The organism is Henriciella mobilis, from assembly GCF_003576315.1.
Lineage (GTDB): Bacteria > Pseudomonadota > Alphaproteobacteria > Caulobacterales > Hyphomonadaceae > Henriciella > Henriciella mobilis.
Window position 1 is genome coordinate 189882 of the sequence record NZ_QWFZ01000017.1, and the last position, 13751, is coordinate 203632.

Below are 13751 nucleotides of genomic sequence, written 5' to 3' on the forward strand. Positions count from 1 at the left end.
GCTAGGGCGACAGCTCCGCGGCGATCCGGTCTGCCAGCAGGCGCCCCTCAGGCGTGAGCGCGATGCGCGTTCCTTCTCGCAGGACAAGGCCCTGTTCCACGAAGGTCTCCAGGGCGTCATTAAGCAAGGGCGTGCCCGTCAGGGCTTCGATCCGTGCGGCATCGAAGCCTTCACCGGGCCTGAGGCCGAGCGCCAGTAGCTCACGGGCATTGTCGATTGGCGAGAGCGTTTCGCCCTCCGGCTTTTCGGTCTTCGCCACGCTGGCCTGATAGTCCGCCGGTTTCAGGGCCGCGTGCGTGGCAATGCGCTGGCCGCCCAAGGTCAGCCGTCCGTGCGCGCCGGGGCCGATTCCGATCCAGTCACCACCGCGCCAATAGGTCAGGTTATGGCGTGACTGCACATCCACCGAGCGGGCATGGTTCGACACTTCATACGCCGGCAGGCCATGGGCATCGGCCACCTGCTGGGTCAGCTCGTAAAGGTCAGCCTGGTCGTCATCCGGCATGGGCACAAGCTCGCCGCGGCCGGCGCGTTTTCCGAAGGCGGTACGCTCGGCGATGGTGAGTTCATAGAGCGACAGGTGCGGGGCGCCGAGGGCGAGCGCCTCTGACAGTTCGGTCTCCCATTCGGCGGGGGACTGGCCGGGGCGGGCATAGATCAGGTCGATCGAATGGTTGGGGAAATGACGGCCCGCGCGCGCCACGGCCTCGCGGGCGCTGGATACATCATGGTCGCGCCCGAGAAAGGCGAGCGCCGCCTCGTCGAGCGACTGGATGCCGATGGAGAGCCGGTTGATCCCCGCCGCCGCCCAGCCTTCGAGATCGCCGGCCAGCACATCGTTCGGATTGGCTTCGAGTGTAATCTCCGCCCCGGCCTCAATACCGAACAGTTTTTCAGCGTCTTCCAGCAGCGCGGCCAGGTCCGCCGCAGCCATCAGGGAGGGCGTGCCGCCGCCGAAATAGATCGAGCCGAGTTTCGGATGCTCCGGGAGCCAGCGCGCATGGCGGACAAGGTCATCGCGCAGCGCCTTGACCAGCGCACCATTGTCCCGGTCCTTCGCAGCGTAGACGTTGAAGTCGCAATAGGGACAGATGCGCGTGCAGTACGGCCAGTGGACATAGAGGCCGAAGCCATAGGCCGGCCCGGCGGGCAGGGCGCCGGCGGCCATCAGAGCAGGGCGGTCTTCAGCTTGCGGAAGGCGTCGGCGCGGTGGCTCATCGCGTGCTTCTTCGCCGGGTCCATCTCGCCGAACGTCTCTGTCTCTCCGTCCGCGACGAAGACCGGGTCGAAGCCGAAGCCCTTCTCGCCGCGCGGCGGCCACACCAGCGTGCCATGCACTTCGCCCTCGAACACTTCTTCATGCCCGTCGGGCCAGACCACGGCGAGGGTCGAGACAAAGCGCGCGCTGCGGTCGGTGGCCTCGATCTCCTGCAGCAGGTTCTCGACCTTCTCCATCGCCTTGTAGAAGTCGCGCGGCTCACCGGCCCAGATCGCGGTGTGTACACCCGGCATGCCGCCAAGCGCTGTGACCTCCAGCCCGCTATCGTCCGAGAGGGCCGGCTGACCGGTCGCCTCGGCCGCTGCGCGGGCCTTGATCAGGGCATTGCCGGCGAAGGTCTGTTCGGTCTCTTCGGGTTCGGGCAGGCCCAGTTCGATGGCGGAAACCACTTCGAGGCCGGCCGGTTCGAACAGGTCCTTGAGCTCTCTCACTTTTCCATTGTTGTGGGTTGCCGCGACAAGTCGGCCTTTTCCAAGCTTGCGAGTCATGGATGTATGTGGCTCCAATCTTGCTTTCTTGCTGAATAGTATTATCGTTTAACGGTAAATTACCGGTTCGAACCCATAATAGCCCGCTCATGAACGAAACTTCGAAGACACTCATATGACGATCCGCCAGCAAAACTCCATGGCTGCTTTTCTGTCGATGCTGATGCTCGCCATCATCTGGCTGGCCGTTATTGCAGGCGTCATCGCCTTCCTGCTTCTGGCCATCGGCCTGCTCGGCAGCCTGAATGGCGGGGTGATGGAAGCGCCCGGCATGCAGGCCTATGTCGAAGGGGTGACGCCCGGCCATTTCGTCGCAGGGCTGGCAAGCCTCGCCGTCTTCGCGCCCGGCATCATCTATGTCTGCCTGCAGCTGCGCCGCATCCTGTCGACGCTGGCGGCGGGCGATCCGTTCGTGCCGGAAAACGGTCCGCGCCTCACCCGGATTGCACTTGCAATCGGTCTTGTGGAGCTTGCGCGCTATCTGACCGTTATCCTTCTAAATGCTCTTGTGGACCTCGGGACAGAACAGCCCGTCAGGCTCAGTATCAATCTTGCCGCCTGGGCAGCGGTGGTAGCGCTTTTCATCCTTGCGCAGGTTTTCCGGGAAGGCTCCCGGTTGCGTGAGGAAGAAAAGATGACGATTTAGGAGGCCGGTAAAACATGGCCATTCGCGTAACCCTCGACCGCGTTCTTCTTGAGCGCCGCATGTCCCTGACAGAACTCTCGGACCGTGTCGGCGTGACCCTCGCCAACCTGTCCATCCTGAAGACCGGGAAGGCCAAGGCGGTGCGCTTCTCGACCCTGGAATCGCTGTGCCGGGAGCTTGACTGCCAGCCCGGTGACATCCTGGTCTTCGACGAGGAAGACGATGGCAGCGCGGCCGCCGACGACGAGGAAGCCGCCTAGGCGCGGCATCGCCCGCCGCATCATCATACCGGAATAAGTCTCATTCGGCGCAGACGCTTGTCTGACGGCCTGCCCGGCGACACATGCTCGGGCATGACAAAGCAGCCCAGCCTCTTCATCTCACATGGCGCCCCGACGCTCGTGCTTGACCCATCACCGGCCCGCGATTTCCTGTCGGCGCTGGGCCCGCGTCTTGGCCGACCGCGCGCCGTACTGGTCATTTCCGCGCATTTCAACGCGGCTCAGCCCACCGTGACAGCCTCACCGCAGCCTGAAACCATCCATGACTTTGGTGGCTTCGGGCCGGAGATGCATGCCATGCAATACCCCGCACCGGGCGATCCGACCTTGGCGGGCGAGGTTGTGACGATCCTGCGGAGCGCCGGTTTCGACGCGGCAAGCGATGAGCGCCGTGGCCTTGATCATGGCGCCTGGGTGCCGCTCAAGCTGGTCTATCCGGACGCCGACGTTCCGGTCGTCCAGCTGTCGATCAGCATGAACCAGTCGCCGGACTGGCACTATCGGCTCGGCCAGGCGCTGGCGCCGCTACGCGATGACGGGGTGTTGATCGTCGGGTCCGGTGGCACAACGCACAATCTGCGCGCCTTCTTCAACGGCAATTACAGGATCAACGATGCCTCGCCGGACTGGGTCGACGGCTTTGCCGACGAACTCGGCGATATTCTCATCGTGCGGGGCCATGACGAGGCTGTGCAGGCGATCAGCCAGCTGCCAGCGGCGAAACTCAACCACCCGACGCCGGACCATATCCTGCCGCTCTTCGTGGCGCTGGGGGCGGCGGGCGCCGACAAGGCAATGCGCCTACACAAAAGCGCGACCTATGGTGTGCTTCGTATGGATGCCTTCGGCTTCGGAGCCGAGGCGCTCGCTGCCGAAGCTGTAGCAAGGCAGGGCCAATAGCCTGATTTTGCCAGGCCCTGCGTAATTCTACTTATGGATTTGTCGCCGCAACACCCGCAATGCTGCGAGCATGGCTTACACTGTCCGCTCAGCTGCCGAACGCCGGCAGGATATCCAAGAGAATGCCGCCCGCCTCGGTATTGACGATGCGTTCATCTCGCAGCTTGTCGAGACGTTCTATGCGCGGGTGCGTGACCACGAGAATCTGGGGCCCATCTTCGAGCGCGTCATTGATGACTGGCCGGCGCACCTTGCCAAGCTCAAGGATTTCTGGGCATCGGTCGCCATGAATGCCGGGCGCTATTCCGGCAAGCCGGTCCCCGCCCACATGAAGCTCGACGGCGTCCGGCCTGAACATTTCGGCCAATGGCTCGGCCTTTTCTACCTGACGCTGGAGGAGATTTCGCCCTCCCAGGAAACGGTCGACTATTTCATGGACCGCGCCGAACGCATCGCCCAGAGCCTGCAATATGCCTATTTCGGGGTCGAAACCCTGCAGAGGTGTCGCTAGCCGATTGCCGCTCTCTGCGCTTCGAACAGCTCATTACAGCCCTTCTCCGCCAGTCGCATCAGTTCCTCGACTTCGGCCCGTGTCATCGGGCGCTCCTCGCCCGTGCCTTGAATCTCGATGAAGCCGCCATCGGAGCTCATCACCACGTTCATGTCGCCCTCGCCGCCGGAGTCTTCCGGGTAGTCGAGGTCGAGCACGGGCTGATCCTGGAACAGGCCGACGGAGATGGCGGCCGCCTGTTTCTGGATCGGGTCGGCGCTGATCACGCCTTCCTCGCGCAGGTATTTGAGCGCCAGCGCCATGGCGACGAAGCCGCCGGTAATGGACGCCGTGCGCGTGCCGCCATCGGCCTGCAGGACATCGCAATCGATGGTGAGCTGGTTTTCGCCGAGGGCCTTGAGATCGACCACGGAACGCAGGGAGCGGCCGATCAGCCGCTGGATTTCCTGCGTGCGGCCGGATTGCTTGCCGCGGGCGGCCTCGCGATTACCGCGGGTGTGGGTGGCGCGGGGCAGCATGCCATACTCGCCCGTGACCCAGCCCTTGCCCTGTCCGCGCAGCCAAGGCGGGACGCTGTCGGACCAGCTGGCGGTGCACAGCACGTGGGTGTGGCCGAACTTTGCGAGGCAGGAGCCTTCGGCATAGCGGGTCACATTCGTCTCGAGCACGATATCGCGGAGCTGGTCGGCAGCGCGGCCTGAGGGGCGCACAAGGTTGGTCATGGAGCGTCTCCTTTGTTCACCGGGGGGTGAAGCGATTCAAGGTTGGCTTGTCCACCCGCATTGATGGCCTCAGCTGCTTTCTCCTGGTCGGCCCGCGTGATCGGATAGCGCCAGATGAGCAGCGCAGCGAGGGCGTAGGAAACGACCGGTACGCCCACAAAGACCAGCATCAGCCCGCGCACGGTTTCCGGCGAGTTGTCTGTCGCCGGATTGAAGCCGACCAGCACGCCGAGCAGGATGTAGGGGATGCCGATGGCGAAGCTGGCGCCGGTCTTGTAGGCGCCGGACATCAGCGAATAGAACAGGCCGGCGCGGTTGCCACCGCCGCGGGCTTCTTCCGCCTCGACAAGGTCTGCCATCATCGAGCGGACCAGGATAAAGGGCGAGCCATAGCCAAAGCCGGATATGATCGCAGCGATGAGGAGCGACACCGCCCCGCCGCCCATCAGGGCGAGCGGCATGTAGCAGACATAGGTCAGGGCCGACCACAGGCAGACCGACCGCATGGCGATGTATTTCTCTGTGCGTTTGGAGATCCAGACCCAGACCGGCATGGCGGCGAAGCCGGCGATGAAGTGCGCCATCAGGATGAGAGAGGCGGTGCCGTGGCCGACGCCGAAGCCCCAGAGGGACGCAAACAGGAAGGTGCCCGCCGTGCCGGCAATCGCGATCCCGATGAAGATTTCGGTCGCGAGCAGGCGCCAGAGTGTCTGTTGCTTAAGGGCGGCCAGAATGGCCTTTGGATGAAAGCTGGCGCGCGGCGCACTGGCATCCGGCTTCGGGTCGGGCACCAGCCAGACCGCCGCGCCGACCGTCACGGGCAGGGCAATGATCAGGAACCAGCCCATGATCGAGATCTGCTCGGCGAAGCTTATGCCGCCGAACTGTTCCAGCAGGGATGGCAGGGCAAGCATCACCAGCATGGTGGAGATGGTGAACAGCTCGCGCCACATGAACAGCCGCGAGCGTTCGTCATAGGTCTTCGCAATCGATGGCGCCCAGGCCTGGTGCGGCGTCACGATCATCGTCGTGCCGATGTAGAAGATGAAGAGGATGACCGCGAGAAAGAGCGGCGAGACCGGCGGGCCGACCGGATTGTAGAGGAACCAGACCGCTGGCAGCAGGATCGGCACGGCAATCAGCAGCCAATGGCGAATCTTGCCGAGGCGCGACGGCTTGGTATCGACCAGCCATCCCATGACCGGGTCGGAGAACAGGTCCCAGAAGCGCAGGACCATGAAGATCAGGCCCACCAGGGCCGTTCCCAGGCCCATCTGCTCGGCATAGAATGGGGCGATGAACACAGCCATGGGAAGACCCACGGCACCGAATGGAATGCCGACCGAACCGTATGCGACAACTTGCGGAAGGGGCAGCTTTGCTGGCACGCTTGTCATGGACGCCATGGAACCCGATTTGTTGACGGTGTGAAAGCAAAAAGTCTTATTGAAACTGGTGATTGCAATTCCGGGAAATTCAACGGAATGAGTGAAGACAAACCCCTCAGCGGCCTGCTCCAGAGCCTCGATGAGCGCTCGCGCACCATCTTTCGCGAGATCGTCGAGACGTATCTCGAAACCGGTGAACCGGTTGGCTCGCGGACCCTGTCGAAGAGCGGCATCAGCCTCTCGCCCGCCTCGATCCGTAATGTCATGGCGGACCTGACCGATATGGGCCTGCTGGACAGCCCGCATATTTCCGCCGGCCGTATGCCGACGCATGTCGGCCTGCGCCTGTTCGTCGATGGCTTCCTCGAGATCGGCCAGCCATCGGAGGATGACCGCGCCGAAATCGAGGACCGGCTGCGCTCTGGCGGACGCGATCTGCAGGGCCTTCTTAAAGAGGCGTCCTCCATCCTGTCGGGCCTCGCAGGCGGCGCGGGCCTGGTCAGCTCGCCGACGCGCGAACGCCCCGTTCGGCACGTCGAATTCGTCCCGCTGGCGACAGGCGAGGCGCTCTGCATCCTCGTCGACGAGATGGGAGACGTCGAAAACCGGCTGGTGAAAGTCCCGCCGGGCCTGCCGGCGACAACACTCATGGAGGCGGGCAACTATCTCGCCGCGCGCATGAAGGGCCGCACACTGCGCGAAGCCTCGCAGGCCGTGCGCGAGGAAATCCAGGAACGCCGCGCGCAGCTCGACCAGGCCGCCGCATCGCTGGTGGAGCAGGGGCTGGCCGAATGGGGCGGGGAGGTGCCGGGCGAGGAGCGTGCGCTGATCGTGCATGGCCGCGCCAACCTGCTGAACGATCCCGGCGCAGCGGAAAACATGGAGCAGGTGCGCCAGCTCTTCGATATCCTTGAGCGCCAGCAGGGCCTGCTGGATGTTCTGGATTCCACGCGGGAAGCGGAAGGCGTGCGGCTTTTTATCGGTTCGGAGAACAGGCTTTTTCCGTTGTCTGGTTCAAGCCTGATTGTCGCTCCCTATATGAACGCCACGAGACAGGTAATCGGCGCACTCGGCGTGATCGGACCGACGCGGCTCAACTATGCAAGGGTAATCCCGATGGTGGATTATACCGCGCGTATTGTCGGTCAGATTCTCGCCGAACGCCATAAGACGTGAGAGTATTGAGGGCATGAACGAAGATCAGAAGAGGCCGGAAGAGGCCGTTGAAACCGAAACGCTGGACGCCGGATCGCCGGAGTCCGAAAAGCTGGAAGAGGCCGCCGCCGCGGACAATCGGGATCCCGATCCGGAGACGCGTATTGCCGAGCTTGAAGGCGAGGTGCAGGGGCTGAAGGACCAGGTCCTGCGCGCCCATGCGGAGATGGACAATGTCCGCAAGCGCACGGCCAAGGAAGTCGTCGATGCGCGCGTCTATGCTGTCGAGAAGTTCGCGGGTGACCTGCTGAACGTATCGGACAATCTCGCCCGCGCGCTCGGGGCGCTGCCTGATGAGGAACGCGACGCGCTGACCGAGGCCGGCAAGAACCTGCTCGGCGGCATCGAGATGACGCAGAAGGAGCTGCACACCGTGCTCGCCCGCCATGGCGTGACGGCGATCGATGCTGCGCCCGGCGCCGCCTTCGACCCGAACCACCACCAGGCTGTCAGCCAGATCCCGTCCGACCAGCCATCCGGCACCATCGCCGAAACCTTCCAGACCGGCTGGAAGATCGGCGAACGCGTCCTGCGCGCCGCCATGGTCGCCGTGAGTGCGGGGAAACCGAGCTAGGCGCGTCCCTACTTCTCCACCAGCTCCACGCGCCGGTTCTGTTCGCGGCCGGCGTCGCTGGCGTTCGAGAAGACCGGTGAGAGAGGCCCGACGCCGTGCGGTTCCAGGCGGTCTGAAGCGATGTCGTAATCCTGTTTCAGCGCATCGGCGACGGCCATGGCGCGATCGGATGAGAGTTTGCGGTTATAGGCGAATGTGCCTTTGGCGTCGGTATGGCCGACGACATAGAAGCTCTTGTCCGGGTGGGCGTTGAGGAATTCGGCGATGGCATCCAGCGCGGCTTTCGATTCCGGCTTGAGCGTCGCCTTGTCGAAGTCGAAGACAATGCCATCCAGAACCACACGGCCGTAGTCTTCCATGTCTGATCCCATGGCTTCAGCATCGACGACGACCAGGCCTGTTTCGGCCGCTTCCACTTCGACGATATCGATCAGCGCGCCGATATAGTCCTCTGCATGCTGCTCCACATGGATCGTGACATAGGCGGTCCCGCCCGCGCGCTCCTTTTTCGCCACGATGGTCCCCGCGCCGCCCGCTGTGGCTGTGCCGGCGGTCATCGTATTGGCCTCGCCGCCTTTCGAAATCGGGTTCTGGATGAAGTAGACTTCGCTCCAGCTGCGCGATCCCACACCGGCGCCGCGCCTGTCTGCTGACATGCCTTTTCCGAGAATCTCGAAGTCTTCGGCCTCAAGCGCGTCGAGATAATTGGAATAGACTTCCGAGAAGGTGCGGTCGGTGCCTTCATACTTGTAGAAGGTGCGCGTGACCCGGCCTTCGGTCTCGATCACGTCGTCGATGTAGCGATAGCCTGTGACGGGACCGACGGGCACTTTGAAGGGCTGATAGTTTTCGATGTGCTGCCAGGCGATGACCTGACCTGGATAGCGCTCGATCATCGGATGTTCGATGGCGCCATCAATATCCTGGGCCAGAGCGATGTACGGTGCGGTCATGAGTGTGCCAGCGACCATCGCGGCACGGATCAGTTTCAACATGGTGCGTCCCTCCCACAGAACTGCTGGGACGCATATAATTATGGTTAATCCGGTTTGGCCAGTCTTCTACTTATGGACGCTTTGGCCTGGGGCGCTTTTTTTTGCTGTATCGAAGCACAAGGCTGCGATCGGTCAGGCCGGCGCCGCGCCCCGCCTGCCCGAGGCGTCGTGCGTGCGGGCGTGCATCTCAATCCTCTCCAGCGTGATTGCGCAGGCATGAATCGATTGAACCGGCGAGCTGCGTCCGGGAATCCACCTGTCCCAAAGGCGCTCGTGTACTGAGTAGGCGATGGTTTGAATGAAGGGCTCAATCAAGCCGATGCTGAGTGCGATGGTCCAGTTGCCGGTCAGCGCATAAGCGACCGCAATCGCGACCGTCAGGTGCATCAGGCTGTAGGTCAGGGTTTTCAGCAAGCCGCGTGACATCGCTCATCCTCGTCTGGTCTAGTCCAGAAGAAATTGTGCGATTGAGAATGGTTTTCAAATCAATCGTTCTGCTTGGCTCTATAGACTGGATTGATAAGGGGCCTTTGCGTATTTCCGTTCCGGTAAGTGTCATTGCGTATTGCATGCGGGAATATGAGGCCTTCAGGGCTGCCTTATCACTCAAATGTGAGGCAACCTCTTGAGCCAGCGAAAGGCCTTCCCATATCGCAGCCTGAGGATGTGCTCATCAGACAGGGCGCATCATTCACAATCCATAGAGCTGCTGTTTCGGGCGCTGCCGGACAGGCCAATGAAACGAAACGGTGGCGGCTAGAGAAAGAGAGAGTGAACGAAAATGGGAAAGATCATCGGTATCGACCTCGGCACCACCAATAGCTGTGTCGCCGTGATGGATGGCAAGGAAGCCAAGGTCATCGAAAACGCAGAAGGTGCGCGGACAACCCCGTCCGTCGTGGCCTTCACCGAAGGCGGCGAACGCCTCATCGGCATGCCGGCTCGCCGGCAGGCTGTCACCAACCCGGATTTCACCTTTTATGCGATCAAGCGCCTGATCGGCCGTCAGTTCGACGACCCGACCGCGCAGAAGGACAAGGAAATTTCCCCCTTCGAGATCGTGAAGGGCTCCAATGGTGACGCCTGGGTCAAAGGCCGCGACAAGGACTATGCCCCGCAGGAAATCTCCGCTTTCATCCTGACCAAGATGAAGGAAACCGCCGAGGCCTATCTCGGTGAGGAAGTCACCCAGGCCGTTATCACGGTCCCGGCCTACTTCAACGACGCCCAGCGTCAGGCCACCAAGGATGCCGGCAAGATTGCGGGCCTCGAAGTGCTCCGCATCATCAACGAGCCGACCGCTGCTGCGCTGGCCTATGGCCTCGACAAGCAGGACGGCAAGACGATCGCCGTCTACGACCTTGGCGGTGGTACGTTCGACGTCTCGATCCTCGAAATCGGCGATGGCGTCTTCGAAGTGCTGTCGACCAATGGCGACACCTTCCTCGGCGGTGAGGACTTCGACCTTCGTATCGTCGATTTCCTCGTCAGCGAGTTCAAGAAGGACCAGGGCATTGACCTGTCCAAGGACAAGCTTGCCCTGCAACGCCTGAAGGAAGAAGCCGAGAAGGCCAAGAAGGAGCTGTCGTCCGCTTCGCAATACGAAGTGAACCTGCCCTTCATCACGGCCGACCAGTCCGGTCCGAAGCACCTGAACATCAAGCTGACGCGCGCCAAGTTCGAGAGCCTTGTCGACGACCTCGTCAAGCGCACCATCGAGCCGTGCAAGAAGGCGCTGGCCGATGCCGGCAAGTCGACCTCCGAGATCGACGATGTCGTGCTCGTCGGCGGCATGACGCGCATGCCGGCCGTGCAAGCTGCCGTGAAGGAATTCTTCGGCAAGGAGCCGCACAAAGGTGTGAACCCGGACGAGGTGGTTGCCATCGGTGCGGCCATTCAGGGCGGCGTTCTGCAGGGCGACGTGAAGGATGTTGTCCTTCTCGACGTGACCCCGCTCTCGCTCGGTATCGAAACGCTGGGCGGTGTGTTCACGCGCCTGATCGACCGCAACACCACGATCCCGACCAAGAAGTCGCAAACCTTCTCGACGGCTGAAGACAACCAGCCGGCCGTGACGATCCGTGTCTTCCAGGGCGAGCGTGAGATGGCGGCCGACAACAAGATCCTCGGCCAGTTCAATCTCGAAGGTATTCCGGCCGCCCCGCGCGGTGTGCCGCAGATCGAGGTGACGTTCGACATCGACGCCAACGGCATCGTCAACGTGTCCGCCAAGGACAAGGCGACGAACAAGGAGCAGAAGATCACCATCCAGGCATCGGGCGGTCTCTCGGAAGACGAGATCAACCAGATGATGAAGGATGCAGAATCCAATGCCGAGGCCGACAAGAAGCGCCGCGACCTGGTCGAGGCCAAGAACGGCGCAGAAGCCCTCGTCCATCAGACCGAGAAGCAGCTCGCAGAGCATGGCGACAAGGTCGCGACCGAGGTGAAGGCCGAGATCGAGGCTGCCGCCGAGGAGCTCAAGAAGGCTGCCGAAGGCGAGAACCTCGAGGATATCCAGGCCAAGCATCAGGCCCTGATGACAGCCGCCATGAAGCTCGGCGAGGCGATCTATGCCAGCCAGCAGGCTGAAACGGCGGAAGCCGATGCAAAGGCCGACGCGGGCGCCGATGGTGACGATGACGTCGTCGATGCGGACTTCGAGGAAGTGGACGACGACCGCAAGTCGGCCTAAACCCTTCGAAAGCGACTAAAATCAGGCGCCCCGCAAGAGCTTTTGCGGGGCGCTTTGCTATAGGTCCGCGGCGCAGGCGGATACAGGCACGAGGACAGGACCGGCCATGGAAGAGACCCTTGAAGAGATCGGCGTGATCGCATCGCTGCAGGAATTCTGGTCGCATGTGGAAGAGGTCTTCACGACCGGCTTCCTCGGCCAGCCTGTCGGCAAGGGTGTCCTTGCCATCGTGATCCTGGTCCTCGCCTTCCTGCTGCGCGGGCTGATTGCCCACGTCATCGCCGCCTCGATCGGCAAGATTGCCGGGCGCACGAAAACGGATTTCGACGACAAGCTGGTCGAGGCCCTGAAGAAACCGCTGGCGCTGCTGCCGATCGCGGCGGGCGTCTATTTTGCGGCGCAGGCGCTGGGCGCACGCGGCGAAGTCGACCAGATCGTCGCCGAAGTGACCCGGTCAATCATCGTCGTCGTTGTCTTCTGGACGCTGTTCCGTCTGGTCGATCCGGTGCTGGACCTGCTGAAGCGTGCGCGGCGGATCATGGGGGAGACCTTCCTCGACTGGATGAAGCGGATCGTGAAGGCGGTCATCTTCTTTGTGGGCGGCGCGGCAGTCCTGGACGTCTGGGGCGTACCGGTCCTGCCTTTCCTGGCCTCACTGTCGCTCCTGTCCGTTGCGGTCGCGCTCGGCGCGCAGGACCTGTTCAAGAACCTGATCGGCGGCATGACCATCATCGGTGAACGGCGCCTGTCCAAGGGCGACTGGATCGTGGTCGACGGTGTCGTGGAAGGGATCGTCGAGGATGTCAGCTTCCGCTCGACCACAGTGCGCCGGTTCGACAAGGCGCCCGTCTACGTGCCGAACGCAAAGCTTGCCGACAATCCGCTGATCAATTTCTCGCGGATGACGCATCGCCGGATCTACTGGAAAATCGGCCTTGAATACCGCACGACCGATGAGCAGCTGACCAATATCCGCAAGGCGATCGAGAATTATATCGAGGCGAACGACGACTTCGCGCCAGCGGTTGATGTTTCCACCTTCGTGCACATCGACGAGTTCGCCGACAGTGCCGTGAACATCATGGTCTACTGCTTTACCAAGACGACGGCGTGGGGAGAATGGCTTGCGATCAAGGAGCAGCTTGCTTTCTTCATCAAGAAGACAGTCGAGGAAGCGGGCGCCAGTTTTGCCTTCCCGAGCAGGTCGCTCTATTTCGAGAAACTGCCGGATGGTTTCGCGCCGGAACCGTTCGAGCCACCGGCCGATGAGGATGCAGAAAGCACGGAAGACGTCGATGAAGGCGATATCCCGGAAAAACACGAAAGCAACAGCGTGCAGGCGTCCAGGCGCCGCGGAGCGACCCGCAGGCGCGGGCCTCACCCGCATGGGCGTGGTGTCGAAGACGAGACGGCCGACAAGGACGGGGGTGATGAGGGCGAATAGGGCGTTCGCCGATGCCTCTGATCGCCCGGACGCAATCCTGTTTGGGGCAGCGCCATGAGCAAACCGGACCTCACCGCGGATTGCTCACGATGTGCCGCCCTGTGCTGTGTCACGCTGTCATTCGACAAGTCCGACAAGTTCGCCTTTGACAAGCCGGCCGGCGTGCCTTGTCGCCACCTGGCACAGGATCATACCTGCACGATCCACGACCACCTCGAAGAAGCGGGCTTTGCCGGATGCGTACAGTATGACTGCCAGGGGGCCGGTCAGCGCGTTGTCCAGGACCTGTTCGGCGGGCGCAGCTGGCGCGACGACCCCTCGCTTCTTGAGCCCATGAGTGAGGCCTTCCGCGCCATGCGGACCATTCATGAGATGCTGGCACTGCTGCGCACGGCGTCGCGCCTGACATTGACGGCCTCGCAGCACGAGCGTCTGCAGGCGCTGGAGGACGATCTCTTACCGCCTGAGGGCTGGACGCCCGAAACGCTGAAGGAGTTCATGAAGGGGGCATCGAACCGCGATCTCGACAGCTTCCTGAAGAGCCTGCGTGCTGTCGCGGGCAAAGAAAAACCCCGGCACGGTGGCCAGGGCTCTTCCTGAGTGTTCGGTTGTC

General features: G+C 62.5%; 15 protein-coding genes. 9 read left to right on the forward strand and 6 right to left on the reverse strand.

The window, feature by feature from the left end; translation table 11 throughout:
* Position 1 precedes the first annotated feature (1 nt).
* Positions 2-1168, reverse strand: a complete 1167-nt coding sequence (hemW, locus tag D1227_RS10090; protein WP_119404628.1) for a radical SAM family heme chaperone HemW — start codon at positions 1166-1168, stop codon at positions 2-4.
* Positions 1168-1767, reverse strand: coding sequence for an RdgB/HAM1 family non-canonical purine NTP pyrophosphatase (gene rdgB / locus D1227_RS10095; RefSeq protein ID WP_119404629.1), 600 nt, complete (start codon positions 1765-1767; stop codon positions 1168-1170). Before rdgB ends, hemW begins: the two co-directional genes overlap by 1 nt.
* A gap of 139 nt (positions 1768-1906) precedes the next feature.
* On the opposite strand from rdgB, the gene D1227_RS10100 reads away from it, so the two are divergent.
* The 4 genes from D1227_RS10100 (at position 1907) to D1227_RS10115 (ending at position 4105) form a co-directional block, all read left to right on the forward strand.
* A complete protein-coding gene (locus D1227_RS10100; RefSeq protein WP_233350051.1) occupies positions 1907-2413 on the forward strand; it encodes a DUF2975 domain-containing protein in 507 nt (168 codons plus the stop codon).
* A 14-nt stretch (positions 2414-2427) separates the two neighbouring features.
* Positions 2428-2673: a helix-turn-helix domain-containing protein gene (locus D1227_RS10105; RefSeq protein WP_119377524.1), complete on the forward strand. Its 246-nt coding sequence runs from the start codon at positions 2428-2430 to the stop codon at positions 2671-2673.
* A gap of 93 nt (positions 2674-2766) precedes the next feature.
* Positions 2767-3594, forward strand: a complete 828-nt coding sequence (locus D1227_RS10110; RefSeq protein ID WP_119404654.1) for a DODA-type extradiol aromatic ring-opening family dioxygenase — start codon at positions 2767-2769, stop codon at positions 3592-3594.
* 70 nt (positions 3595-3664) lie between these two features.
* Positions 3665-4105 carry a group III truncated hemoglobin gene (locus tag D1227_RS10115; RefSeq protein WP_119404631.1) on the forward strand — a complete coding sequence of 147 codons (441 nt, stop codon included), beginning with the start codon at positions 3665-3667 and terminating at the stop codon, positions 4103-4105.
* Here the strand turns inward: D1227_RS10115 and rph are convergent.
* Both rph and D1227_RS10125 read right to left on the reverse strand, forming a co-directional pair.
* Positions 4102-4827 (reverse strand): ribonuclease PH, encoded by a 726-nt coding sequence (rph, locus tag D1227_RS10120; RefSeq protein WP_119404632.1) that lies wholly within the window; start codon positions 4825-4827, stop codon positions 4102-4104. The genes D1227_RS10115 and rph overlap by 4 nt on opposite strands.
* A complete protein-coding gene (locus tag D1227_RS10125) occupies positions 4824-6233 on the reverse strand; it encodes an MFS transporter (RefSeq protein ID WP_119404633.1) in 1410 nt (469 codons plus the stop codon). The genes rph and D1227_RS10125 overlap by 4 nt, the downstream gene beginning before the upstream one ends.
* Positions 6234-6311: 78 nt before the next feature.
* Between D1227_RS10125 and hrcA the strand changes: the two genes are divergently transcribed.
* Positions 6312-7391, forward strand: coding sequence for a heat-inducible transcriptional repressor HrcA (gene hrcA / locus D1227_RS10130; protein WP_119377520.1), 1080 nt, complete (start codon positions 6312-6314; stop codon positions 7389-7391).
* A gap of 13 nt (positions 7392-7404) precedes the next feature.
* Complete coding sequence (locus tag D1227_RS10135; protein WP_119404634.1) at positions 7405-8004, forward strand: nucleotide exchange factor GrpE; 600 nt, start codon at positions 7405-7407, stop codon at positions 8002-8004.
* 8 nt (positions 8005-8012) lie between these two features.
* Here the strand turns inward: D1227_RS10135 and D1227_RS10140 are convergent, their stop codons facing one another.
* Both D1227_RS10140 and D1227_RS10145 read right to left on the reverse strand, forming a co-directional pair.
* On the reverse strand, positions 8013-8999 hold the full coding sequence (locus tag D1227_RS10140; RefSeq protein WP_119404635.1) for an OmpA family protein: 987 nt from the start codon (positions 8997-8999) through the stop codon (positions 8013-8015).
* A gap of 132 nt (positions 9000-9131) precedes the next feature.
* Positions 9132-9425, reverse strand: a complete 294-nt coding sequence (locus D1227_RS10145; protein ID WP_119377517.1) for a DUF2061 domain-containing protein — start codon at positions 9423-9425, stop codon at positions 9132-9134.
* A gap of 355 nt (positions 9426-9780) precedes the next feature.
* On the opposite strand from D1227_RS10145, the gene dnaK reads away from it, so the two are divergent.
* From dnaK to D1227_RS10160, 3 genes are all read left to right on the forward strand, one after another.
* A complete protein-coding gene (gene dnaK, locus D1227_RS10150; protein WP_119404636.1) occupies positions 9781-11694 on the forward strand; it encodes a molecular chaperone DnaK in 1914 nt (637 codons plus the stop codon).
* A gap of 106 nt (positions 11695-11800) precedes the next feature.
* Complete coding sequence (locus D1227_RS10155) at positions 11801-13138, forward strand: mechanosensitive ion channel family protein (protein WP_119377515.1); 1338 nt, start codon at positions 11801-11803, stop codon at positions 13136-13138.
* 54 nt (positions 13139-13192) lie between these two features.
* Positions 13193-13738: a hypothetical protein gene (locus D1227_RS10160; protein ID WP_119377514.1), complete on the forward strand. Its 546-nt coding sequence runs from the start codon at positions 13193-13195 to the stop codon at positions 13736-13738.
* Positions 13739-13751 lie beyond the last annotated feature (13 nt).